General features: G+C 32.1%; 23 protein-coding genes. 11 read left to right on the plus strand and 12 right to left on the minus strand.

The window, feature by feature from the left end; translation table 11 throughout:
• Window positions 1–575 precede the first annotated feature (575 nt).
• The 5 genes from CHRY9293_RS15945 (at window position 576) to CHRY9293_RS15970 (ending at window position 4,502) form a co-directional block, all read left to right on the plus strand.
• Window positions 576–1,268, plus strand: coding sequence for a lysoplasmalogenase (locus tag CHRY9293_RS15945; protein WP_162033896.1), 693 nt, complete (start codon window positions 576–578; stop codon window positions 1,266–1,268).
• A complete protein-coding gene (locus CHRY9293_RS15950) occupies window positions 1,237–2,220 on the plus strand; it encodes a sterol desaturase family protein (protein WP_162033897.1) in 984 nt (327 codons plus the stop codon). The genes CHRY9293_RS15945 and CHRY9293_RS15950 overlap by 32 nt, the downstream gene beginning before the upstream one ends.
• 14 nt (window positions 2,221–2,234) lie before the next feature.
• Window positions 2,235–2,549 carry a peptidyl-tRNA hydrolase gene (locus CHRY9293_RS15955; RefSeq protein WP_162033898.1) on the plus strand — a complete coding sequence of 105 codons (315 nt, stop codon included), beginning with the start codon at window positions 2,235–2,237 and terminating at the stop codon, window positions 2,547–2,549.
• Window positions 2,550–2,939 (plus strand): hypothetical protein, encoded by a 390-nt coding sequence (locus CHRY9293_RS15960; RefSeq protein ID WP_162033899.1) that lies wholly within the window; start codon window positions 2,550–2,552, stop codon window positions 2,937–2,939.
• Window positions 2,940–3,230: 291 nt separating this feature from the next.
• Window positions 3,231–4,502: a DUF6624 domain-containing protein gene (locus CHRY9293_RS15970; RefSeq protein WP_162033900.1), complete on the plus strand. Its 1,272-nt coding sequence runs from the start codon at window positions 3,231–3,233 to the stop codon at window positions 4,500–4,502.
• A 91-nt stretch (window positions 4,503–4,593) separates the two neighbouring features.
• On the opposite strand, the gene CHRY9293_RS15975 is transcribed toward CHRY9293_RS15970, so the two are convergent.
• The 6 genes from CHRY9293_RS15975 to CHRY9293_RS16000 form a co-directional block, all read right to left on the minus strand.
• A complete protein-coding gene (locus tag CHRY9293_RS15975; RefSeq protein ID WP_162033901.1) occupies window positions 4,594–5,952 on the minus strand; it encodes a M20/M25/M40 family metallo-hydrolase in 1,359 nt (452 codons plus the stop codon).
• Between the two features lies 1 nt (window position 5,953).
• A complete protein-coding gene (locus CHRY9293_RS15980; RefSeq protein ID WP_162033902.1) occupies window positions 5,954–7,357 on the minus strand; it encodes a M28 family peptidase in 1,404 nt (467 codons plus the stop codon).
• Window positions 7,358–7,410: 53 nt separating this feature from the next.
• Window positions 7,411–8,655, minus strand: a complete 1,245-nt coding sequence (locus CHRY9293_RS15985) for a DUF1015 domain-containing protein (RefSeq protein WP_122636341.1) — start codon at window positions 8,653–8,655, stop codon at window positions 7,411–7,413.
• Between the two features lie 3 nt (window positions 8,656–8,658).
• Entirely contained in the window at window positions 8,659–9,624 is a 966-nt protein-coding gene (locus CHRY9293_RS15990; RefSeq protein ID WP_162033903.1) for a D-2-hydroxyacid dehydrogenase, read from the minus strand.
• Between the two features lie 101 nt (window positions 9,625–9,725).
• Window positions 9,726–10,790, minus strand: coding sequence for a 3-phosphoserine/phosphohydroxythreonine transaminase (gene serC, locus CHRY9293_RS15995; RefSeq protein WP_162033904.1), 1,065 nt, complete (start codon window positions 10,788–10,790; stop codon window positions 9,726–9,728).
• A 118-nt stretch (window positions 10,791–10,908) separates the two neighbouring features.
• Window positions 10,909–11,259, minus strand: a complete 351-nt coding sequence (locus CHRY9293_RS16000; protein WP_050380175.1) for a 4Fe-4S binding protein — start codon at window positions 11,257–11,259, stop codon at window positions 10,909–10,911.
• Window positions 11,260–11,294: 35 nt separating this feature from the next.
• On the opposite strand from CHRY9293_RS16000, the gene CHRY9293_RS16005 reads away from it, so the two are divergent.
• Window positions 11,295–12,353: an acyl-CoA reductase gene (locus CHRY9293_RS16005; protein ID WP_394351046.1), complete on the plus strand. Its 1,059-nt coding sequence runs from the start codon at window positions 11,295–11,297 to the stop codon at window positions 12,351–12,353.
• Window positions 12,354–12,384: 31 nt separating this feature from the next.
• Entirely contained in the window at window positions 12,385–12,828 is a 444-nt protein-coding gene (locus tag CHRY9293_RS16010) for a peptidylprolyl isomerase (RefSeq protein WP_162033906.1), read from the plus strand.
• Window positions 12,829–12,985: 157 nt separating this feature from the next.
• On the opposite strand, the gene CHRY9293_RS16015 is transcribed toward CHRY9293_RS16010, so the two are convergent.
• The 4 genes from CHRY9293_RS16015 to CHRY9293_RS16030 form a co-directional block, all read right to left on the minus strand.
• Window positions 12,986–13,234 carry a DUF6952 family protein gene (locus CHRY9293_RS16015; RefSeq protein WP_122547032.1) on the minus strand — a complete coding sequence of 83 codons (249 nt, stop codon included), beginning with the start codon at window positions 13,232–13,234 and terminating at the stop codon, window positions 12,986–12,988.
• Window positions 13,234–13,542, minus strand: a complete 309-nt coding sequence (locus CHRY9293_RS16020) for a thioredoxin family protein (RefSeq protein ID WP_162033907.1) — start codon at window positions 13,540–13,542, stop codon at window positions 13,234–13,236. Before CHRY9293_RS16020 ends, CHRY9293_RS16015 begins: the two co-directional genes overlap by 1 nt.
• A gap of 125 nt (window positions 13,543–13,667) precedes the next feature.
• Window positions 13,668–14,300: a peroxiredoxin gene (locus CHRY9293_RS16025; RefSeq protein WP_162033908.1), complete on the minus strand. Its 633-nt coding sequence runs from the start codon at window positions 14,298–14,300 to the stop codon at window positions 13,668–13,670.
• A 258-nt stretch (window positions 14,301–14,558) separates the two neighbouring features.
• Complete coding sequence (locus CHRY9293_RS16030) at window positions 14,559–15,752, minus strand: pyridoxal phosphate-dependent aminotransferase (protein WP_162033909.1); 1,194 nt, start codon at window positions 15,750–15,752, stop codon at window positions 14,559–14,561.
• Window positions 15,753–16,063: 311 nt separating this feature from the next.
• Here CHRY9293_RS16030 and rsmG point away from each other — a divergent pair, with 311 nt between their 5' ends.
• The 4 genes from rsmG to CHRY9293_RS16050 all read left to right on the plus strand — a co-directional run bounded on the left by rsmG (window position 16,064) and on the right by CHRY9293_RS16050 (window position 20,397).
• On the plus strand, window positions 16,064–16,699 hold the full coding sequence (gene rsmG / locus CHRY9293_RS16035; protein WP_162033910.1) for a 16S rRNA (guanine(527)-N(7))-methyltransferase RsmG: 636 nt from the start codon (window positions 16,064–16,066) through the stop codon (window positions 16,697–16,699).
• Window positions 16,700–16,762: 63 nt separating this feature from the next.
• Entirely contained in the window at window positions 16,763–17,170 is a 408-nt protein-coding gene (locus CHRY9293_RS16040; RefSeq protein ID WP_162033911.1) for a hypothetical protein, read from the plus strand.
• Window positions 17,171–17,707, plus strand: coding sequence for a DUF922 domain-containing protein (locus CHRY9293_RS16045; protein ID WP_162033912.1), 537 nt, complete (start codon window positions 17,171–17,173; stop codon window positions 17,705–17,707).
• On the plus strand, window positions 17,704–20,397 hold the full coding sequence (locus tag CHRY9293_RS16050) for a PD-(D/E)XK nuclease family protein (protein ID WP_162033913.1): 2,694 nt from the start codon (window positions 17,704–17,706) through the stop codon (window positions 20,395–20,397). Before CHRY9293_RS16045 ends, CHRY9293_RS16050 begins: the two co-directional genes overlap by 4 nt.
• A gap of 60 nt (window positions 20,398–20,457) precedes the next feature.
• Here the strand turns inward: CHRY9293_RS16050 and CHRY9293_RS16055 are convergent, their stop codons facing one another.
• Together CHRY9293_RS16055 and CHRY9293_RS16060 are read right to left on the minus strand one after the other, a co-directional pair.
• Window positions 20,458–22,413, minus strand: coding sequence for a T9SS type A sorting domain-containing protein (locus tag CHRY9293_RS16055; RefSeq protein WP_162033914.1), 1,956 nt, complete (start codon window positions 22,411–22,413; stop codon window positions 20,458–20,460).
• 153 nt (window positions 22,414–22,566) lie between these two features.
• Window positions 22,567–23,745 carry an acyl-CoA dehydrogenase family protein gene (locus CHRY9293_RS16060; RefSeq protein WP_162033915.1) on the minus strand — a complete coding sequence of 393 codons (1,179 nt, stop codon included), beginning with the start codon at window positions 23,743–23,745 and terminating at the stop codon, window positions 22,567–22,569.
• Window positions 23,746–23,771 lie beyond the last annotated feature (26 nt).

The raw sequence follows: 23,771 nt of genomic DNA on the forward strand, positions 1-23,771 counted from the left end.
GTCAATCATAACTATGTAATGGTTAAAAATAATAAAAAGTGAGTTCCGAAAAATTTCTTGAGCTGTAAGAGCTCTAAATTTTCCAGAATAACTTTTTAACTTACACAGTTAGTGAGACACTACCTATTTGGAAATCTTACTCAGTACTAGATTGAAAGTTTATACTTTCTATCCTCAAATCCTTTTATAGCATTTAAGCTCAATTTTCCTTAGGACAACTTTTTAATTCCTGAATCCTTTCTTGAGATTATTACTTTTGATAGTATAGCTATACAATCCTAAAGTTCAAGGATGAAGAACTTTCCAAAAAATTCAAAAATTATCTTGGAAAAGATGCGATTGAGCTGCATAAACTTAAATAATATTTCTAATAATAGTCTATTTGTAAAATATAGAATAAAATAAAGTGTGAAGCATTTATATTTTACATTCAAAAGTATTTTTTATCTTAATTTTATTTGTAATTTAACAATCTGAGCTAAGTGTCAAATATAGAATGATTTGGTGCGAGCCTTAGATGTATTCATATTTATAATAAGAAAAAGATAATTAAAAAATTGCTATAAAATAGTACCATGATAAAATCTATACATACCAAATTGTTATTCGTTCTACTTGCTATTGTCTTTGTGTGGGATTTAGCATTTATTGCTATGGATTATAGTGTTTGGCGGTTTTTTACCAAGCCACTTTTACTACCCATTATCGGTTTGCTTTATTATACTTATTCCAAACAGGGGGTATTTCCGATGAATAGATGGTTTTTATCCGGATTGGTGTTGAGTTTTTTGGGTGATGTGTTTTTGCTATTTGGATGGGGCTTTATGCCTGGCTTGGGGAGTTTTTTATTGGCTCATATTTGTTACATTATTTATTTTTTTAAGAGTAAGAAGAACGATGTATGGGGGGCGCTTCCTTTTGTTATATTATATCTAAGCTCTTTCCTTTATTATATATATCCGTACTTAAACGAAATGAGAATACCTGTTATCGTGTACGGAATTACTATTGCTACCATGTTATATTGTAGTATCACCACTCGGTCATTATTATTGCTTATAGGAGCTATTTTGTTTGTAGTATCAGATTCTGTATTAGCCATTAATATGTTCGTACAAAATACAATCGGTAAAGAGTTAATTGTCATGATTACCTACGTTTTTGCACAATTGATGTTGGTATTGGGTGTGGTTAATCTTGAGAAGAAAACGGAAATATTCAATAAAAATGAGACTTATGAAAGAAAAGATAACCGATTTTTTTCATAGTATTGGGCTATTCAGTCCATTGGATTTTACCGATCCGGTTACTTATTTTATTCCCGGATTTATCTTGTTGATATTAGGCGAAATATTTTTGTATCAAATTCCTCAAAAAATATTCACAAAAAGACTCATCAAAGATAATGTATCAAGTATCGGATTGGGAATAGGGGCGGTAATGCTGGACTTTGGGATGAAAGCTATTTCGTTATCGTATTTTTTTTGGATTTACAATCATTTTAGACTTACAGATATTTTTGGTATCAAAAATTTCAATGATTTTTTCACTTTAAAATGGCATTTGGATCATTGGTGGCTTTGGGTGTTGGTATTAATTGTGCAGGATTTCGGATTTTATTGGCATCATCGGTTGAGTCATAAAATCAGATTATTTTGGACAGGTCATGTGAATCATCATTCTGCTACTCATTTGAGTCTTGCTATCGCATTGCGTCAAGGATGGTTTGAAATCATATATCGCGATATTTGGTATATCCCTTTTATCATTATTGGCTTTCATCCTATTATGATTGCTATGATGCATCAATTTAATTTGATTTTTCAATTTTGGCCGCATACCAATGCTATTGGAAAATTAGGGTGGTTCGATAAAGTATTCAATTCACCATCCAACCACCGTGTGCATCATTCTCGAAAAGTTGAGGATTTAGATAACAACTATGGGGGTATTTTGATGATTTGGGATCATCTTTTCGGCACATATAAAGCGGAAGAAAAGAAAACGACGGACTATGGAATCTATCATAACATTCATACTTATAATGTTTTTCATATCGTCTTTGATGAGTTTGGAAATATGATAAAGGATATCCGAAATGCACCGACATGGAAAGCAAAATTGGGGTATATATTCAATGCTCCGGGCTGGCATCATAACGGTAAAGATGAACGGATTGCTACTTTAAAGCGAGAATTAGAAGAAAAAAAGATTAATTGATTAAGGGATGTGGTATGAAGATGTATATCCTTGTAAAAGATAATATCCCGGACAAATTAGTTCCTGTAATAACTGCACACGCTTCATTGGCTTGTTACAAAAAGTACGAAAACAATAAAGATATGATCCAATGGATGAATGGAATTTTTAAAAAAGTAGTTTGTATAGTCAATGATAATGAGTTTGAAGAATTAAAAAAAGAAGTTGATTTCATTGTACTGACAGAATCTTCGCTTGATCATAAAGAAGTAAGTTTAGCATTTTGCCCTAGAGAAGAATATCCTAAAAAGTTCAAATTCTTAAAAATGTGGAGCCCTCAAAATATATAAATGGAAAATCAGGTTTATAATTGGTTTGTTAAGAAAGGAAATATAATCATTCAAAAAAATGAAGATTGTGTTTCGCTACAATTGGACTACGAAAATGGTGATTGTTGTTTACTCACCAATGCTGATACTGATAAAATAATTGGAATATTAATAAGCATCTCAAAACAGATTTGGGAAAGTCCTTCTTACAAAAAAACACCCTACACAAATCCACTTTATAAAATAAGCGGGAATGAATATTATTGGGAAATTGAAAATTCGAAACTTATATTACAATATAATGAAGTGGAAGAGGGAGTTGAAGTGAAATGTATAGGAAATAATATGCTGAACATTGAACTCAACTATGTGGTAGAGATCATACAGGTTATGGAGCATTTGAGTAATTAGAATAATATTTGAGTGGCTGAATCGAATCCATAGTAATTTCACTAAGTAGGAGCGTTGAAATTCCTTGTAGCAATAAAATTTAAAAGATGAAATTAAAACTTATAAAAAACGAAACTGATTATAATAATGCTTTGGAAAGACTTGAAGTAATTTTCGAGGCAAAACCTGGAACTGCTGTCTGGTAGGTAGAAATTGAGTACTCATGCAAGGTTGAAATATAATCTGTTTAGTAGCAATTCACTTTTCATATGGTACTTTTTATAACTTAATAATCTGAAAAAGAACACTGCTATGAAATCAATTATAATTTTCTTTAGCTGCTGTATTCACTTTACTTTAAGTGCACAATCGGATAATACCTATCAAAATTTAATAGCAAAAGCCAGTTTATTTCATTTGCAGGAAAATTATAAAAGTGCTATTACTCTTTATGAAAAAGCATTTCAAATGCAGCAACCGGATTATTTGGCAGCTTATAAAGCAGCGGGTATGTATTCGTTAGACAAAAATGCGGATAAAGCATTTCAATATTTACAATTTTCATTATCATACGGTTGGACAGAGGCCGACTGGTTATCGTTTGATCCCTACTTTGATTACTTAAGAAATACATTTCCTGATAAGTGGAAGGCCATACATGAACAAGCCTTTATTAAAGAAAAGCAATATGCTCAAACTTTACAACTACCTGCTTTAAGAAAGGAAATCAATTTAATGACGCTAAATGACCAGAAACTTCGATATAAAAAAGTACAAAATATAAATGATAGTTTACGGAAGGTCATTGATGAACAGATCCATACTTCAGATTTAAATAATTTAATTAAAGCAAAAGAAATAATTAGAAAATATGGCTGGCCTACAATATCTCAGATAGGAAAGGATGGACAAAATAATCTATGGCTTATTGTTCAACATGCGGATCAGGATGTATTGTTTCAAAAAGCCGTATTAGAAGATATGGAGAAACTAAAGGGAACTCCAGAATTGAATGGGGAAAACTATGCCTTTCTCTACGATAGAGTCCAATGCAATCTGAACTATAAACAATTATATGGGACACAAGTAATGTGGACAAATAATGGGGAAGCTTCTGGCTTCAGGCCTATTGTAAAAGAACATTTGGCCGATGAACGAAGAAAACAAATAGGCTTACAACCTCTAAGTATTTATTCTTTGACTTATGGGTTTTCTTATAAAGAACTCAATGCTCAGCAATCCGAACAAAAAGACGCTATTTACCAAGCAGATGTTCAAAAGCTAATGGATAGTGCAAAGTATTTTTATAAAAAAGAGGAGTTTCAAAAAACATATGATTATTACAATACCGCTTCTACTTTCTTAAGTGGTATGAGTAATACGGATAACTTTGAAGCAGCAGTCTTATTTGCTAAAATTGCTGCTGTAAATAGTGATGAAAAATATAAAAGTATAGCGTTAGATTTTTTAGACCTATTATTTCTTAGAGGATTTTTAACGAAACCACAATTGCATGACGAAACTGCTTTTGGAATATTGTACAAAGAACAACGATGGATTGATTTAAATAAAAAGCTTAAGTGATTTCTATAAAATCCATATATTCAAATGATACATTTTTTCTGAAAACGTTAAAATAAGAAAACCTTTGACAATTCAAAGGTTTTTAATTGTACTACCAATATTTATCAATCATATAAATAATCTGAGTCATTGTTGTTGCTCCTAAAAGAAGCTCTCGTCGATTTACCTTTTCAAAAGTATCTTCTTCTGTATGATGAATATCAAAATATCTTTGTGAATCAGGGACAAGTTCTGCTGTAGGAACACCCATATCATGAAGAGGGTAGAGGTCAGTTCCGGAATATCTCCCCTCAAAATTATAGACTCCATAAGGAAAGAATAACTCAGCCCAAGTTTTGATCTGGTTTATTTTTTCATTATCCATTTGTAAAGCGATTCCTCTAGGTGTAAATCCTCCGGCATCAGATTCTATGGCAAAAATATGTTTTTCGTTATTTTCTTTGGCTACTTTACCATATTGAACACCACCTCTTACACCATTCTCTTCATTGGCAAAGCAAACAACTCTTATGGTGTGGTTATTTTGGATTCCTAGGTTTTTAAAAGTTCTTAAAACTTCTATACTTTGAACAATTCCGGCTCCATCATCATGAGCTCCTTCACCTACATCCCAGGAATCTAGATGTCCTCCCACTACAATCACACTTTTATCTTTTTTACCTGTAATTTCCCCAATAACAGAATAAGAGCGTTTTTCTCCTTTCATACCACAGTTGGAATTAAGTTTTGCTAATACTGGGTTGTTTTTTAGAGAATTAGCAAGCTCATCAGCTGTTGTGTTTCCGATAGCAACGGCAGGGATTTGAGGACCTCCATCTTCATAATACATAGCACCTGTGTGAGGGACATCATCAAATGCAGAGGAAAGAGAACGGATAATAGCAAATTTTCCTCCTTTTTTTGCAGTTAAAGCAGCTGCATTCACTCTATATTTTGCCGCATCACTATATCCTTTAAATGTTTCTATGAAGGATTGTTTAAATGGGTAATTGAAGAATAGGATTTTATCCTTCACTTGCTCAGGTAGAAGCTTATCATATTCCTCCATGGATTTTACCATAATAATCTCGCCGGAAATATCTTTACCTCCGGTGCCTTCTGAATTTCCCAAAGAAAGCATTTTTAAGTTCAGCCATTTTCCGTCACGAACTTTTATTTTCAATGATTCTTTTCCTCTAGTCCAAACAGGAACCATAACCTCTTGAAGCCATACCTTATCAGCTCCAGCATTCTTAAGTTTATTTTCGGCCCATTTTACGGCCTTTTCGTAGCTTTCAGAACCACTTAAACGATGGCCTATATTTTGGGTTAAGTCTTTTAATTCAATATATCCTTTTCCATTATTTAATATTTCTGTTGAAATCTTATTGAATTGAATAGAGTCTTCTTTTGTTTGTCCAAATGCAGAAAAACTCAGAAGTAATAATGATGTACATATTAATTTTTTCATATTACCAATTTTTATCAATCATAAGAATCATTTGTGTCATAGCCACAGCACCGAGTAAAAGTTCTCGTTTATTAACCTTATCAAAAGTATCATCTACAGAATGATGATAATCAAAATATCGTTGAGTATCAACAACTAGTTCAGCTAAGGGGATATCTAGTTTCTTTAATGGAGCAATATCTTGGATAGCATAAGTTTGATCAAAATCATAAATGCCGTAAGGAAGAAAATAGTTTTTCCATTCAAAAATTAATCTTCTTCTTTGCGGTGCCATATCTAAGGAAAATCCTCTTGGAGAATATCCCCCCGAATCTGTTCCTAAGGCAAAAATGTGTTTCTCCTCTTTCTTTTTAACATAGGCTGCATACATTTCTCTTCCTTGGCCTCCATTTTCACTATTCGCATATAAAACCACTCTTATGGTATGGTTGTTTTCATACCCTAATGCTTTTAATGTTCGTAAAACTTCAATACATTGTACTACTCCCGAGCCATCATCATGAGCTCCTTCTGCAAAATCCCAGGAATCTAATTGTGCTCCTAGGACGATCACTTTAGCGTCTTTTTTTCCCGGAATTTCACCAATGACATTTTGATTGATTGCTTCTCCTGTAAATTGGGCACACATATTGAGCTTTGCTTTTACCTTTTCTTTCTTTAGGAGTTTTTCAAGTTCATCTGCTGCCTTTACACTGATAGTTGCAGCAGGAATCCTTACTTTATCATCGGCTTCATAGTAGACCATTTTGGCATGAGGGGTATCATTATAGGCTGTTGTTAATGATCTTACAATTAAACCTTTTGCTCCTTTTTTTCCGATGACAGAAGCAGATAATAATTTTGATTTTGCGGAAATGAGATAAGAATCCACCGTATTTACGATTTTTTGATCAATGGGTGAATTGACAAAAATAATCTTATCTTTTACCTGAGCAGAGGTCAAAGCGTTGAGCTCAGGAATATCATTCACAAATAGTAAATCTGCAACAAGATCTTTTCCCTGAGTACCTTCGGAGTTTCCAAAAGATAGCATATTAATGCTCTTCCAATCTCCATTTGCGGTTTTAATTTGTAGAGATTCTTGTCCTCTGATCCATATGGGAACTTTTACATCTTGTTTCCAAATATTTTCGGCACCAGCCTCTTTTAATTTTTGTTCGGCCCATTCTGTTGCTTTGCTATAGCCTGCAGTAGCACTGAAGCGAGGTCCAATTTGTTTAGTCAGTTCTGCGAGATTATTATATGCTTTACCATTCACTAAAACTTCATTGGATATTTTTTTAAACTCGTCAGGATAATTGAATTTAACAGTAGTTACCTTTTTGACAGTTTTTTTCTGTGGTTTTTTTTGAGAAAATAAAAATCCACTCAAAAAGAGTGGAATTATAATGAATATTTTTTTCATTTTTTACTGGCCTATCTTTTTCCGAGATAAAAATAGGGAAAAAATAGAAATAATTAAGGTTTCATATCATACATTAACAAGGCTGTCACCAATTTAGGCTCAATAAATGTACATTTTGGAGGCATACTTAATTTAAGATCTGAAATTTTGATCATATCATTAAAGCTGACAGGATAGATTCCGAATCCAACTTGCCCTTCTCCGGAGTCAATTTTCTCTTTTAAAATGTTAATTCCTTCAATATTTGAAGTGCCTTTTACATACATTATTTTTTCTGAACTATCCGAATCCTCAATTTTAAAAATATCTTTAAAAATATATTTATCTATGAGGTGATGATCTAGGTTATCCAAAGACATTTCCGGTGAACGAAGGTCATGTTTTACATGTAAAGAGTAGAATTTTCCTCCCAAATACATAGAAATGTGAAACTTTTGAGAAGGGTAGTAAGCAGCTTCACCTTTTTCATGAATTAAAAAATATTGTTCTAGTTCTTTCAAAAACTCTTCATTGGACAATCCATTAAGATCACTCAATATTCTATTATAATCATGAATTTTTATGGATTGATTGGAAACGATAAAACTATATACAAAATTATAGAGTTCCGTACCATTGTGTCTTTTATTTTTGTCTTTTTGATGTTTTGCATTGAGAGCGGTGGAACCTATTCTATGGTGTCCGTCTGCTATGTAAAAAGAATCGATCTGATCAATAACCTCTTTAAATTGTTGTAGTTTAAGACGATTGTCAATTCTCCATATTTTATGACGAATTCCTTTGGTATCTACATGGTTAAAAATAGGAACATTTTTTTCCTCATGATTCATTAACAATTCGATTTTGGAATTAGCAGGATACGTAAGTAAAACAGGTTCTGCCTGAATATTTACTTTTTCCAGATAATGGGCTAATTTCTCTTTCTTTTGAGGAATTGTACTTTCATGTCTTTTAATTTTTCCATTCCAAAAATCTTCAATACTGGCAAGACCCAGTAACCCTCTAAATATTTGTTTATTGGGATATATCTGCTCGTAAAGATAGTAGGCTGAATTATCCTGAACAAGTTTTTTGTCCTCCAAAAGATCTTCAAAGGTTGAACGAATCTTTCTCAGGTTTCTATCCACATCTTTAGATTTACTTACCACATAAGGTTTTATCATGTGAATGTAAGTATTTTCTACTTGCGCTTTTTCCGCGATTTCTTCTTGCGTGAAGTTATCTATAGGATGAGTTGGAAAAGTGCTTTCAAAGTCTTTATGAGGTCTTATTCCACGGAAAGGTTTAAAAACAGGCATATTTTATTGTATAGTTTCTTTTTGTAGCTTAATAATTTGTTCTGCGAGTTCAACACCAATTTTCTCTTGTGCGTCAATTGTGTTCCCCCCGACATGTGGTGAGAGTGATAATGCCGGATTCATTAATAACGGTAGTTCGGGACTGGGTTCATTTTCGAAAACATCCAATGCCGCTCCTGCTACTTTTTCTGATTCAATAAAGTCAATGAGAGCAACCTCATTCATAACACCCCCTCTTGCTGTATTCACAATATAGACGCCATTTTTCATTTTTTCAAACTGAGGGGTATCTATAATGTATTCATTTGTTTTTGGCGTATTGATACTGATGAAATCTGAATCTTTAAGAAATGCATCCATATCATTGGTAGAAGTAATATTAAAATTTACAGATTGTCCATCAAAAAAGTTAATAGTAATGGTTTCTGTTTTGGGTTTTCTGGTGAGAACTTTTACTTTCATTCCCAAGGAAATCCCTATTTTCACGACTTCCTGACCAATGCTTCCAAAACCAATAACTCCTAAGGTCTTTCCTGAAAGTTCGTAGGCATTGTTAAAAGATTTTTTCATGGCATTGAAGTGAGTTTCACCTTCTAAAGGCATAAGCCTATTGGATTCATGAAGGAATCTTGCCAACGACAAGAAATGTCCAAAAACAAGCTCAGCAACAGATTTTGAAGAAGCAGTAGGAGTATTGATCACTTTAATGCCTTTATTTTTAGCATATTCAACATCAATATTATCCATGCCAATTCCGCCTCGACCAATGATCTTCAGGCTTGGGCAAGCATCGATAATATCTTGCTTCACTTTCGTTGCACTTCTTACGAGTAGGACATCTACATTATTTTCATTGATAAAGTCAATAACATGGTTCTGAGCCACTCTATTCTCTAAAACCTCAATTCCTGCATTTTTTAATGCTTGTTCTCCTGCTTTTGAAATGCCGTCGTTAGCTAAAACTTTCATGTCTTCTTATTTGAGTTGATATTTTAGTATTAAAATAAACCGGGGTGCAAATTAACGAAATTTAAATAATTGGTGTAAATATTTAATTAATTATCTTTTGATTATTTTATTGATTTCATGACATCAACTAAAACTTGCACACTTTCTAAAGGTAAGGCATTATATAAGCTTGCTCGGTATCCTCCTAAGCTTCTGTGGCCATTAAGTCCACTTATGCCTGCTGCTTTCCAAGCATTATCAAAGGCTTCTTTTTTATTTTCATCTAGTAATTTGAAAGAGACATTCATTAAAGAACGATCTTCTTTTTCACAAAATGTTTCGAATAAAGGATTATGATCAATTTCATCATATAAAAGTGTTGCTTTTGCATTGTTTCTAATCTCGGCAGCGGCAATACCTCCGTTATTTTCTAGATGTTGTAACGTTAATAATGATGCATATACAGGGAAAACGGGAGGTGTATTATACATCGATTCTTTTGCGATGTGTTGAGAATAATCCAACATAGATAGCATATTTTCTCTTCCTGTTTTTCCAAGAATTTCTTTTTTTATGACTACTAAAGTCACCCCTGCAGGCCCCATATTTTTTTGAGCTCCTGCGTAGATGAGATCAAACTTTGAAAAATCTACTTGTTTGGAAAAAATATCAGAACTCATATCACAAACCATTAAAGTATTTACTTCAGGAAATGATTTCATTTGAGTACCATAAATTGTATTATTGGATGTACAATGGAAATAATCGTATTCTGAACCTACTGTATAGTTTTTTGGAATGAAAGAGTAATTTTTTTCTTTAGAAGATCCTACTACATCTACATTTCCTAATTTTTTAGCTTCTTTAATAGCTCCTGCAGCCCAAGTCCCCGTATCTACGTAGGCAGCTTTTCCTCCGATTTTCATTAAATTATAAGGGACCATGGCAAACTGAAGGCTGGCACCCCCTCCTAAGTATAAAACTTCATAATCCTCTCCAAGATTCATTAATCTTTTTACTATGGCACGCGCTTCATCCATTACTGCTACAAAATCCTTACTTCTATGAGAAATTTCAAGAATAGATAATCCAATCCCATTAAAATTTAAAATGGCTTGTGCCGATTTTTCAAATACTTCTTGAGGTAAGATACATGGGCCCGCGCTAAAGTTGTGCTTTTTGTTCATATTTTTATTTTTTGGTTTTGCAAATGGATGTCCACTTACGATTTCGTTTTTAGTTTGATATTGGATTCTTCGGATTTGTAGTTAAAAAAACCGTCCCATAATTTATGAGACGGTGTTCTTATTCACCGTGTAAGAAGGCTTTTTTATTAAGCAAGGCTTCTTCGGACTCTACGTGGTCTTCATCTGGTACGCAGCAATCTACCGGGCAAACAGCTGCACATTGTGGTTCTTCATGGAATCCTTTACATTCGGTACATTTATCTGTTACAATGAAATAAACATCATCACTTACAGGCTCTTGTGGTGAGTCTGCGTCTACTGTAAGCCCTGAGGGTAATGTTACTGTACCTTTCAGTTCTGTACCTTCTGAAGCTTTCCAGTCTACAGCTCCTTCATATATTGCATTATTAGGGCATTCTGGTTCACAGGCACCGCAATTAATACATTCATCAGTTATTTTAATAGCCATTGCTAATTTTTTTTAAATTTGCACAAAATTACAAAATATTCCTCAATTTAAATGCAGTTATGAATATTGAAAAACAAGTTTTAGGGCTTATCGCTTTAAGTGATTATATAAGAAAAAAATTAATAGAAAAAACTGAAAATCATAGTGAAAATGATTTAGAATTTGAAAAGCTATTGAAAAAATCTGAAATCGAAAATCCTTGGTTCACAGTTAATAATCAAAAAATAGCACTTAAACAATGGGCAGATTTACTTACAGGGGAAAATATAGATCATTGGCTTAAGAATTATTCCATCTCTACTATATCTAAAAGGGTAGGATTGATCTTAGCCGGGAATATTCCTTTGGTGGGTTTTCATGATATCATATCTACTATTTTAAGCAATCATACAGCATTGATCAAGCTATCTTCAAAAGATAGATACCTTATTCCTCATTTATTGCATAAGTGGAATGAGTTTTCAGGAAATCAGGTGCGATATGAATTCGTAGAAAAATTGAAGAATTTTGATGCGGTCATTGCAACAGGCAGTAACAATACGGCAAGATATCTAGAATATTATTTTAAAGACTACTTAAGTATTATTCGAAAAAATAGAACTTCGATTGCTGTTTTAAAAGGAGATGAAACCGACGAAGAATTGCAGTTATTAGCAAAAGATATTTTTCAATATTTTGGGCTAGGTTGTAGAAATGTAACGAGAATTTTTATTCCCGAAAGTTTTACCATTGATAGATTGTTTGAAAACTTTTTAGACTTTAAAGATATTATCAATCATCATAAATATGCCAATAATTATGATTATAATAGAGCTGTTTATCTTTTAAATCAAGAAAAGTTTTGGGATAATAATTTTGTAATGTTGAAAGAAGATGATAAATTATTTAGCCCTCTTTCTGTGATAAACTTTAGTAGATATTCATCTTTGGAGTCTGTAACAGCTTTTATAAAAGAAAATGAAGAGAATATTCAATGTATCGTTGCTAAAAATGAGTTAGGAATAGGTTCAATACCTTTTGGAGAAGCACAAAATCCTAGTTTGGATACCTATGCTGACAATGTCGATACGATGAGATTTTTGGAAATTGTCTAATTATTTGTAACTTAATTAACTCAATTAGCTTATGAAAAAAACATTTCTAGTTTTTTGCGTTTTGGTATCGCATTTATATTGGCCACAAGGAGTGAATACTGAAATAAGAAAAAGTAAAACCGAACTGTTATCGGAATTAAATGAAAGTCAGAAAGGATTTTACAATGCCGCATTTTTAAAATTTGTAGAAGCGTTGAAATCTTCTGATCAGCAAATGATTAATACATTAATTTCTGATAAGGTAAAGGAGATAGTCACGGATAATGTAATTCAAAAACTCTCTGGTGGGATAAGTTTTGATAAAAATAGGGTTATTTTTAAATCAGGATACCAATCCTTAGCAGATGGAGCAAAATATCCAACAATTCAATATCGATATGAAAATGATAAAAATATTCCTCCTCGAGATATTTTGACGGTTGTTTTTGAAGATAGTGGTAAAATTCTGGGGGTAAAGCCTGAATTCAGCGAATGAATTTTAAAGGGATTAGTGTTTTAATCTTACATTTAAACTGTTAATTAAGCATAAGAGTTAAGAATTTTATAATCCAAAAAATCCTGATGTTATTTTCATCGGGATTTTTTTGTAAGAATAGGAATTCTTATCAATTTTATTATGATCTCAATTCAATTTATTTATCGATTGAACCTAATACTTTTTGTGCAAAAGAGTTTAGCGCATCTTTTTCACTCATTCCGTTTTGAACATTAGAATGAACTTCTAAGGCTCCACATATATTTGTGATTAATTCTCCTGCAACATTTAAATCTTCATCAGTTGTTCCTCTGAACTCACAAAAACTTTCTAAAACTTCTAATGTTTTTTCAAGATTTTCAGGAGTTTGATTTTGATAAAACTGTCTTATTAAGGGTAATTTCATTATTGCAATTCGTTAAATAAATTGATTAAACTTTCTGCTTGATTTGTTTGAACTTGATTGACCAATTCTCCATTTTGGAATAGAGCAAAAGTAGGTAGATTGTCCACTTTTGCTAACTTTCTACTTTCAGGAAGTTTTTCTGCATCTATATAAAGAAATGGTATTTCTTCATTTTCAGATGCTAGCTTTTTGAACTTAGGCTTCATAATTCTACAGTTTCCACACCATGTTGCTCCATACTGAACCATTACCTTTTCATTTTCATTTACAATATTTTGTAAAGTATCTTCTGTTAATTCTGTATACATTGTTGTTTCTTTTATTGTAAAAATAACAATGTAGCAATAGTAAATAATTTAATCTTACAACAATTGAAAAATAAATTTAAAATTGCCACAATGATATATTGCTACATTGTTAGATTAATTTTTGATTAGTTTTTTGCTAAATATTCTGCAGTAGAATTTCTATCCGCTTTCATTGCTTCTTTTCCTTCTTCCCAATTGGCAGGACAAACTTCACCATGTTTTTGAACGTGAGTATACGCATCAATAAGTCTTATGTATTCTTTTACATTTCTTCCAAGAGGCATATCATTGACAGATTCATGGAAGATTTTTCCAGTTTCATCCACTAAATAAGTTGCTCTATAAGTTACATTAGAACCTGAGAAAATCTCATTCCCTTCATTATCATATTCGAAATCTTGATCTACAATTCCTAATAAATTAGCCAACTGTCTGTGTGTATCAGCTAAAAGTGGATAAGTAACTCCTTCAATTCCACCATTATCTTTTGATGTATTTAACCAAGCAAAATGAACTTCATTAGTATCACAAGAAGCACCGATTACTTTTGTATTTCTTTTTTCAAATTCTCCTAAAGCTTCCTGAAAAGCATGAAGCTCAGTTGGGCAAACAAAAGTGAAATCTTTTGGATACCAGAACAAAAGAACTTTTTGTTGATTGGTTGTTGCTTCTTCAAAGATATTGATTCTAAGATCATCACCCATTTCAGACATTGCGTCTATCGTTACATTTGGAAATTTTTTTCCTACTAAAGACATAATTTTTCTATTTTAATATTAAATTTCGCAGCAAAGATAAAGCTATTTCATCTATCATTTGGACTGATCGCTATAAATAAAATCTATGATTGTTTTTTGTGAAAAATAAAAACTAATTAATGATATTTTATGTTTTTATTATAAGTTAATTTAATATTTAAATTGATTTTTTTTGTCTTTGCCTCATGGTAAAATTTCATAATACAAGGGATTATTTAAAAAAATATGAGCTACCAGCAGCCTATAGTAAGGTTCAACCTAGCTAAAAGGAGCTAATAACGTTTTAATTCTTTTCATAGCTTCTCTTAGATCCTCTTCAGAAGTAGCATATGAAAACCTGATACATTCAGGGCTTCCAAAAGATACACCTCCGACACAACCAACATGGGCATTCTCTAAAATATACATAGCAAAATCATCAGAGTTTTTGATTTCAGTCCCATGGAGAGTTTTTCCAATATAATAAGAAATATCAGGAAAGAAATAAAAAGCAGCTTTAGGTAAAACAACTTTAAATCCGGGAATCTCTTTTATGAGATCATATACGAGATCTCTTCTTTTTTTGAAGGCATCGATCATATATTTGTATTCAGAAGGATCTGTCTTCAATGCTGTAATAGAAGCTCTCTGTGCCATAGTATTGGCTCCGCTTGTCATTTGTCCTTGTATTTTTTCACAAGCTTTTGCTAGCCACTCCGGACAAGCTGAATAGCCAATTCTCCAACCGGTCATTGCAAATGCTTTAGACATTCCATTAATAACAGCTGTTTGTTCATATATTTCCGGAAATTGAGCAATAGAAGTCGTTTTTGTTTCATAGTTGATGAACTCGTATATTTCATCAGAAATTACCGTTACATGAGGATATTTTGCAATGACTTTTGCCAAAGATTCTAATTCATCGTACGTATAATACCCGCCTGAAGGATTACATGGCGAGCTAAAAAGAATGGCTTTAGTCTTTTCATTAATGGCTTCATCCAGTTGCTCTGCTGTTATTTTAAAGTCTGTAACATACGATGTTGTAAGCATCACAGAAGTACCACCCATCATTTTTACCATTTCATCATAACTTACCCAATACGGAGCCGGTAAAAGAACTTCATCACCATCATTAATAATAGAGGCTAACACGTTTAAAATGGCTTGTTTTGCACCATTAGAAACACAAATTTGCGACGGTTTATAATCTAAGTTATTATCTCTTTTCAGTTTATAAGAAATAGCCTCACGAAGTTCAAGAAAACCAGGAACAGGAGAGTAGTGGCTGTAATTTTGATTGATGGCCTCAAAGGCTGCTTGTTTTATATTATCGGGTACATCAAAATCTGGTTCACCAAGGGTTAAGCTGATAACATCTATCCCGTTAGCTTTCATCTCTCTTGCTTTATTAGACATTACAAATGTTTGGGAGTAACCAAGTCCTTTTACTCTATCTGAAAGTTTGTTCATATAATTTTTTTGAATTTTGACAAATATATAATATAAAATGTTTTGTCGTGAAATAAAATGATCTTATAATAGAGAGATTTTTGCAATCAAGAATGAAATTTTCAGTTTATTATTTAAGACTCATAGTAGTTTGCTGAAAATGGGATATAACCAGATTATGAAAGAATATCCGAATAATAAAGAAATTGTAAAAACTTATGATCTATCATATTCCCATTCGTGCTAATATACTATAAAAGTGATTTTATATAAAAACAAAAGTTTGAATAAGACTAATAAAAACTTATTTTTGCGAATTATAATATTTCATAATGTCTATATCGTTACTATTAAAATACTTTCCGGATCTTACAGAAAATCAGATTGCACAATTTACAAAGTTGGAAGAGCTTTATAATGAGTGGAATGAGAAAATAAACGTAGTTTCGAGGAAAGATATGGAATCGTTATATGAGAAGCACATTCTTCATTCACTAGGAATTGCAAAAATAATGAAATTCGCTCCTGGAACAAAGGTTCTGGATATTGGAACGGGAGGAGGTTTTCCGGGAATTCCTTTGGCTATATTATTTCCGGAGGTAGAATTTACATTGATTGATTCTATAGGAAAAAAGATTAGTGTAGTCAAAGCTGTGTCGGAAGGAGTTGGATTGCAGAATGTAACGGCCATTCATGGTAGAGCCGAAAAATTAAAAGAAAAATTTCATTTTGTGGTAAGTCGAGCGGTAACACAAATGCCGGAATTTTTAAGATGGTTGAAAGGTAAATTTGAGAAAGAACAGTTTAATCTCAAGCATAATGGAATTTTATATTTAAAAGGAGGTGAGCTTGCGGAAGAGCTTGCAGGAATTAAATGTGAAATTTTTAATCTTAAAAATTATTTTGATGAAGCTTTTTTTGAAACTAAAAAGGTGGTTTATTTATCAAAAGGTAATTTTAATTCTTAATTTAAATGATATAGATGGTAATTTTTGCTTATTTTTGAATAAATAATCAAATTATATAGTGTTATGCAAAAAAATATCATCATAGGGTGTTCCATAACCGTATTAGGATTATTTGTTTCATCATGTAATGATAATGAAGATTACTCAGTCATACAATCTATTGATAGAATAAAAATAGATAGTGTAAATATTGTAAATGATACCATGGAGGTATTTGCACTACAAAGTATACGAACTTATTCAACCTACCCGTCTCGTTGTGAGGGCTTTTATGGGTATGATTATATATATGAAGATCATTCTTCTCGTCGAATAACTGCCTATAGGTATTTTAGAAATGGCCCCTGTACGCAAAATACATATGTAGGTGTTAATCAAATTAATTTTAGCCCGCAACATAAAGGGACTTATAGTTTTTCATTCTGGAATGGAGATGATCAATGGATTGTTAAAACAATAGTAGTAGAATAAATGAAATATACTTTAATAACATTTCTTCTGCTTTATCAAAATGTATATAGTCAGAAAATTCTTTGGAAAGAAGGGAATGCTCTTAGTTGGGCTAATTTTAAAAGCAAAATCAACACTCAAAAAGGACAAAATATTGTAGCATATACTCATTGTGGATGGGTGTATTCGTATGTGAAATCTTCAAACCCTATGTCTCAAATCGAAGTTAAAATAGAAACAATCTTTGATGAGGATAAATCGTGGAAAGATGTAAAGCGAATTAATAACTATGTTTTAGGGCACGAACAAAAGCATTTTGACATAGCAGAAATTTTTGCCAGAAAATTACGTAAAGAAGTTTCGGAAAAAATATTAACTAATGCTGATTTTGATAAATATTTTCAAGAAATTTACAACCGAATCACTAAGGAATATCGAAACTTCCAACATTCTTACGATAAGGAGACCAAAAATGGGACGAATGAAGAAAAGCAAGCAGAGTATAATCGTATAGTGGCTGAAGAACTAGAAAAATTTAAAAACTATAGCATCTCTTGAAATTTTTAAATAAAGTTATCTCCGAATTATTGGCACAAAACTCAGATTTATCTGGGATAAATATTATTTTGCCAGGAAAACGTCCTATCGTTTTTATTAAGAAAATATTAGAAGAAAATAATTATTCAGGATTTTTGCCTAATTTTTTTACCATTGAAGAATTAATAAATACCATTGCAGATCAACAACATATTCAGGGAATTGCTCTATGGCTATTTTCTTTTGAGGTGTATAAAAGTCTGAATCTTATTCCCAATGATGATTTTGCCGAATTTTTGAAATGGTTTCCTACTTTACAAAAAGATTGGGATGATATTCTCAAGTTTTCGGAAAGTGATCAAGAAGTTTTGCAGTACATGTTTGATGAAGAAAGGATCAAAGAATGGGCTCAAGACTTAGGAGAAGACGATGATGTTCCTAGGAAAAAGTTTCTTAATTTTTGGAAGAATATGAACGTTTTCCTACCTTCTCTCAAAAGTAGATTGCAGGAAAAGAATTGGGCTACATCGGGAATGATTCATGAAATAGCAAAAAATAAGGTGGATGTTTTTGCTGAAAATACGCCGGAAAAATTTGTTTTCTGTGGATTCAATGCATTCACACCTCTTGAAGAGAAGCTTGTACGATCTCTTTTACAATGGGATAAGGCCCAATGTTTTTTTCAAATTGATCATTACTATTTTGATGATGAGAGGCAAGAAGCAGGAAAGTTTTTAAGAAATCATAAAACATGGAAAGAGTTTAATGAAAGTAGGTTTTTTGAATGGATAGAAGATGATTTTAATCAACCTAAAAGAATAAAGGTTTATGAGGTTTCGGGGAATATTACACAAACTAAAATATTACCGGAAATTTTTAAAGAAATAGATGACCAAAGTTTTTCTACCACAGCGGTTGTTTTAATGGATGAAAACCTTTTACCGGCAACCTTGGATGCTATGCAAGTTGTTCGTAATTTAAACATTACGATGGGATTTCCCCTAAAAAACCTCTCGTTTTCCAATGCTATAAAGAGGCTTTTTTATCTTCAGAAACAGTTAGAAAAAAATAAATATTCCTATTACTATAGAGATCTATTTCCTATCTTAGAAGAACTTCCGAAATCTATTGATAATGAGAGGATTATTAATGATTTTAAAGCAAGAATAGAAGAGGGAAATATGGTTTATATCTCTAGAAAACTATTGCAGGAATTATTGGGGGATTTATCCTATTTTAATTTACTTAAAAAAGCTAACTCAACCCATGAATATCTTGATTTACTTATTGAGTTTTGTCAGAAAGTAAAATGGTTAGAAATTGATGATATTCAATATGAGAATGTTTCTTATTTTGAAAGTGCATTCAGAATAATAAAAAATCAATTATCGCCTTATAGCTTTGAGATTAAGATGGATACATTGGAAATCTTGATTAACCAATGTGTTTCTTCTGAAAGTATTGATTTTCAAGGAGAGCCTTTGCGTGGGTTACAAGTTATGGGGCTTTTGGAAACTCGTCTTTTAAATTTTGAAAATATTATTATGCTTTCTGTTAATGAAGGAAAGCTTCCATTAGGTAATTCTCAAAATACATATATCCCTTTTGATATTCGAAAATTCTTTAATCTGCATACCTTTTTAGAGAATGATAGTATTTATGCCTATCACTTTTATCGCTTAATTCAAGAAAGTCCGAATATTCATTTGCTGTATAATGCTTTGAGTTCCGGAGTAAATACAGGTGAAAAGAGTCGATTTATTACCCAAATAGAAATGGAAAGTAATCATGAGATTGAACACATCATTATTGAAAATACTTCTGACCCAATTATTACTATGCCCATTGAAATTTCAAAAACCTCTATAGTGCTAGAGCGTCTTCAAAAATGGAAAGAAAAAGTTTCTGCTTCTCATCTTACGAGCTATTTATATAATCCGGTGGATTTCTACTTATCCAAGATTTTAAATACCGCTGAAACGGACGAAATAGAAGAAGAACTTTCTATAAAAAACTATGGAAACTTGGTGCATTATTCACTTCAAGAAGTATATGAAGTTTTAATAGGTAAGACTTTAAAAGAGAGTGATTTGAAAAAATCAATTGAAGTAATAGATCAATATATAGATCGGGCTATAGATAAGTTAAAACATCAACCTGAGTTTTATGAAAAAGGAATGAATTATATCCATAAAGCTATTGCCAAAAAAGTCATTGGAAATATTTTAAATTACGATCTTGAGCTAGTTAAAAAAGGTAATAAATTAGAAATTTTAGATATTGAAAAAAGGTTTGAAAATGTGGATTTTTATATTGAAGGTCATGATAAAATTTCTTTTTTCGGGTTTATAGATAGAATTGATCGCCTTAATGGGACGTTAAGAATTATTGATTATAAAACAGCTAAAATCAAAAATCTGAATATTAAAATTGATAAAGAAAATAAAGTAGATTATTTTCATAATAGTGATCGAAAACAAGCTTTGCAGCTGTGTATATATCAATATGTGGTACAAAGTTTACCTGAATTCTGGGGATTACCTATAGAAACAGGAATATGGAGTTTTGCAGAGGTCAAAAAAGGGGTTGTGTCTTTGCAATTTGAAAAGGGTAACATTAGTGAAGCTATGGATTCAATTAAATATTTGATCGAAGAAATTTTGAATCCGGATATAAAGTTTATTGAAAATATTAAAACTTATTCCAATTAGAATGCATCCCAATCATGAGATGCATTCTGTTTTAAATATAAGAATTGTTGAGAAATGTTATTATTGCATTTTAACTTTTTTATTCATTATTTTCCCATCAGTTTGCAGGATTTGTACGATATACACTCCAGAAGTTAAGTTTTTAGATTGATAAAAACTTTCATTCGATTCTCCGTCTTGAATTGACTTACCCAGCATATTGTAAACTGTAACTTTTTTAATCTTACGATCAGTAGATTTTATAAAAATCTGACTATTCTCCGTGAAAACATCAATGTTATCGCTATAGATATTGTGATCTATGTGTATTTGCTTATTGAATTGAAGATTATAATAGGGAGTGATAACTTCAAATATATAGTTTTTATTTTCAAGACTATTTACATTTATTCCTCCTTCTTCTATATATTTTTCTTTGGAAACAGATTGTATGAGTTTTTTGTTTTGATCAAAAATATATATGGTAAAAAGCTCTTGCTTATCTATTTTTAGCTCTATTATATTATTGTTTTCAGATTTTATGATTTCGTTTTGTGGAATGGTGTGGGGATTATTTTTAATATAAGGGATCAATTTGGTCTTATTGTTTTCTAGTATTTTTAATAGATATATACCATCTCCTAATGCCGATAAATCAGTATGAGGTACTTTCATATTCTCGTTTTTGTTTTTATTAAAATCTGTAATTTCAATAATCTTCATTCCCGGCAGTTCAGGTTTTATTTGCGAGGTATAATCATAAGGGATAGCAGCTGCTTTCTCAATATTCTTAGAGGCTAGCATCGCCCATTGATTGAAGAATCCTCCACTTCTCAACATATTAAATTTGGCATTTGATGCTAAAAGAAAAGGCACTATACTACCTACATGTCCAAGAGGCCCCCAATAAAATGAATCAAGCTTGAATCGGTCTAGGTCCCAAAAAGAATAATATCCCCTTTGTACATCAATGGTTTTAGAAGTGTTGTCCGGGTGTATTATAAGGTCCACTGTAGAATGTCCTAAGGTCATAGGAGTTTTGTTATGCCAATCATATACATCGTTAGAACGTAGACATTGTCTTAATTTATTATTTTGATTATTGGTTACATCATTAATAAAATTACTTGTGAATAACTCTCTCCAAAATATAGGGCCCCATAAAACCCCTCCATTATCCTGTATTACATGATGGTTATATTTGTCCATATAATCTGCAGAGATAACCTCGGAGATATCAGTATTGTAGGTTGCATAGCCTGTTTTATTGCAGGTATTGACGATGTTAGCAATAAAGGAAGAAAATGGAAATACATCTTTTTCCAGAACTCCTTTTTCTAAGGTAACTCCTGAAAAGTCATAAGGGCCATTTCCCATATAGGCATACTTAAATGCTAATTGAGTTGGATTGGATGTATTTAGCTTTTTTAAAGTCGCCATTGCAGCATGTGCACCTTGTGAATATCCTGCTAAAAAATATTCATCATATCGCTGAACCCCTAATTGAGATAGAACTTTATTTGCAGCGGTAACAAAATCAATAGTTGCATGAGCTTCACTAGGGTAGTGAATATAAGGATGGGCACCATCTCCTGTTCCCATACCTACATAATCCGGAGCCATGAGAATATATCCATTTAGAACATAGGAGAGCTCTACAACAAATCCTGCGGATAGGATCCCTTTTAAGTTGGAAGGGACATTGTATCGACTATCTGTCGTACCATGATTGGATACGACGGTAGATAATTTATAATTAACATTAGGGTACATAACAAGCCCAGTAGCTTTTACCAAGTTGTTATTTTCATTCTTGGTATAATAAGTTATTTTATAGGCTTTTAGGCCTACATTAAAAGCACTTAGGTAATCTATGAAATTGGGCGCATTTTGTTCGCCAAGGTTATTTGATATGAAATTAAGAACTCCTTGAGGCGTTAAATCTAATTTTTGCTCAAAATTAACGACATCGCCTACCTGTTGGGAAAAGAAAAAAGAAGATGCTAAACTAAATAATAAGAATTTAATTTTTTTCATATGAATATTTTATGGTTTGATTAAGTTAAATAGTTTTGAATAAATAACTTAAACACATAGTATTAATAGCTATTCATAGAATATTAATTCTTTACACTGTGAATTAAAAAAAACAGAACATATATCATATGCTCTGTTTTTATATTTTGATTATTAAAAGGCGTTGATTCCTGTAATATCTAATCCTGTAATCAGTAAATGTACATCATGTGTCCCTTCATACGTGATAACTGATTCTAGATTGGCAGCATGCCTCATCATAGGGAACTCACCCATGATTCCCATTCCTCCTAAAATTTGTCGGGATTCTCTTGCGATATCAATAGCCATTTTAACATTATTTCTTTTTGCCATTGAAATTTGAGCAGGAGTTGCTTTATGGGCATTTTTAAGATTACCCAACTGAAGACATAACAATTGAGCCTTAGTAATTTCTGTTAAAAATTCAGCTAATTTTTTTTGTTGTAACTGGTAAGATCCAATAGGTTTTCCAAATTGTTTTCTTTCTTTGGAATATTGAACAGCAGTACAATAACAATCAATTGCAGCTCCAATTACTCCCCATGATATTCCATATCTTGCTGAATTTAAGCAAGAAAGAGGTCCTTTTAAACCAGTTACTCCAGGAAGAAGATTGTCTTTAGGAACCTTAACATTATTAAATACTAATTCTCCTGTTTTAGATGCTCTTAAACTCCATTTATTATGTGTTTCCGGTGTGGTAAAGCCTTCCATTCCTCTTTCAACGATAAGTCCTTGAACTTTTCCTTCTTCATTTTTGGCCCAAATTACCGCGATATCGCATACAGGAGAATTGGTTATCCACATTTTAGCACCGTTCAAGAGATAATGATCTCCCATATCCTTAAAATGGGTTTCCATAGATCCTGGATCGGAACCGTGATTAGGCTCAGTAAGTCCAAAAGAACCGATGAATTCTCCAGCAGCTAATTTGGGTAAATATTTTCTTTTTTGTTCTTCAGAACCGTATTCATTGATAGGAAACATGACCAAGGAACTTTGTACAGAAGCAGCAGAACGTACAGCAGAATCTCCTCTTTCTAGTTCTTGCATAATAAGACCGTAAGAAATTTGATCCAAACCTGAACCTCCATATTCCACCGGAATATAAGGCCCCAAAGCTCCAACTTTCCCCAATTCTTTCATTAAACCAGGAATATCTGTGTGATTTTGTGCTGCATGATCAATCTGTGGCATTACAAAACTTTCTACCCAATCTCTAATGGATTGGCGAATAAGTTTGTGTTCTTCACTGAGTAACGCATCAATTCCGTAATAATCGGGAATACTTGTAAGAGGATAATATGACATGTTTTTTGATTTGGCTAAAAGTAATA

The organism is Chryseobacterium potabilaquae, assembly GCF_902728265.1.
Classification (GTDB): Bacteria; Bacteroidota; Bacteroidia; order Flavobacteriales; family Weeksellaceae; genus Chryseobacterium; species Chryseobacterium potabilaquae.

Coding starts and splice junctions, on each gene's coding strand:
- CHRY9293_RS15945 (WP_162033896.1), top strand. CDS start 576: ATGATAAAATCTATACATACCAAATTGTTATTCGTTCTACTTGCTATT.
- CHRY9293_RS15950 (WP_162033897.1), top strand. CDS start 1,237: ATGAAAGAAAAGATAACCGATTTTTTTCATAGTATTGGGCTATTCAGT.
- CHRY9293_RS15955 (WP_162033898.1), top strand. CDS start 2,235: ATGAAGATGTATATCCTTGTAAAAGATAATATCCCGGACAAATTAGTT.
- CHRY9293_RS15960 (WP_162033899.1), top strand. CDS start 2,550: ATGGAAAATCAGGTTTATAATTGGTTTGTTAAGAAAGGAAATATAATC.
- CHRY9293_RS15970 (WP_162033900.1), top strand. CDS start 3,231: ATGAAATCAATTATAATTTTCTTTAGCTGCTGTATTCACTTTACTTTA.
- CHRY9293_RS15975 (WP_162033901.1), bottom strand. CDS start 5,952: ATGAAAAAATTAATATGTACATCATTATTACTTCTGAGTTTTTCTGCA.
- CHRY9293_RS15980 (WP_162033902.1), bottom strand. CDS start 7,357: ATGAAAAAAATATTCATTATAATTCCACTCTTTTTGAGTGGATTTTTA.
- CHRY9293_RS15985 (WP_122636341.1), bottom strand. CDS start 8,655: ATGCCTGTTTTTAAACCTTTCCGTGGAATAAGACCTCATAAAGACTTT.
- CHRY9293_RS15990 (WP_162033903.1), bottom strand. CDS start 9,624: ATGAAAGTTTTAGCTAACGACGGCATTTCAAAAGCAGGAGAACAAGCA.
- serC (WP_162033904.1), bottom strand. CDS start 10,790: ATGAACAAAAAGCACAACTTTAGCGCGGGCCCATGTATCTTACCTCAA.
- CHRY9293_RS16000 (WP_050380175.1), bottom strand. CDS start 11,259: ATGGCTATTAAAATAACTGATGAATGTATTAATTGCGGTGCCTGTGAA.
- CHRY9293_RS16010 (WP_162033906.1), top strand. CDS start 12,385: ATGAAAAAAACATTTCTAGTTTTTTGCGTTTTGGTATCGCATTTATAT.
- CHRY9293_RS16015 (WP_122547032.1), bottom strand. CDS start 13,234: ATGAAATTACCCTTAATAAGACAGTTTTATCAAAATCAAACTCCTGAA.
- CHRY9293_RS16020 (WP_162033907.1), bottom strand. CDS start 13,542: ATGTATACAGAATTAACAGAAGATACTTTACAAAATATTGTAAATGAA.
- CHRY9293_RS16025 (WP_162033908.1), bottom strand. CDS start 14,300: ATGTCTTTAGTAGGAAAAAAATTTCCAAATGTAACGATAGACGCAATG.
- CHRY9293_RS16030 (WP_162033909.1), bottom strand. CDS start 15,752: ATGAACAAACTTTCAGATAGAGTAAAAGGACTTGGTTACTCCCAAACA.
- rsmG (WP_162033910.1), top strand. CDS start 16,064: ATGTCTATATCGTTACTATTAAAATACTTTCCGGATCTTACAGAAAAT.
- CHRY9293_RS16040 (WP_162033911.1), top strand. CDS start 16,763: ATGCAAAAAAATATCATCATAGGGTGTTCCATAACCGTATTAGGATTA.
- CHRY9293_RS16045 (WP_162033912.1), top strand. CDS start 17,171: ATGAAATATACTTTAATAACATTTCTTCTGCTTTATCAAAATGTATAT.
- CHRY9293_RS16055 (WP_162033914.1), bottom strand. CDS start 22,413: ATGAAAAAAATTAAATTCTTATTATTTAGTTTAGCATCTTCTTTTTTC.
- CHRY9293_RS16060 (WP_162033915.1), bottom strand. CDS start 23,745: ATGTCATATTATCCTCTTACAAGTATTCCCGATTATTACGGAATTGAT.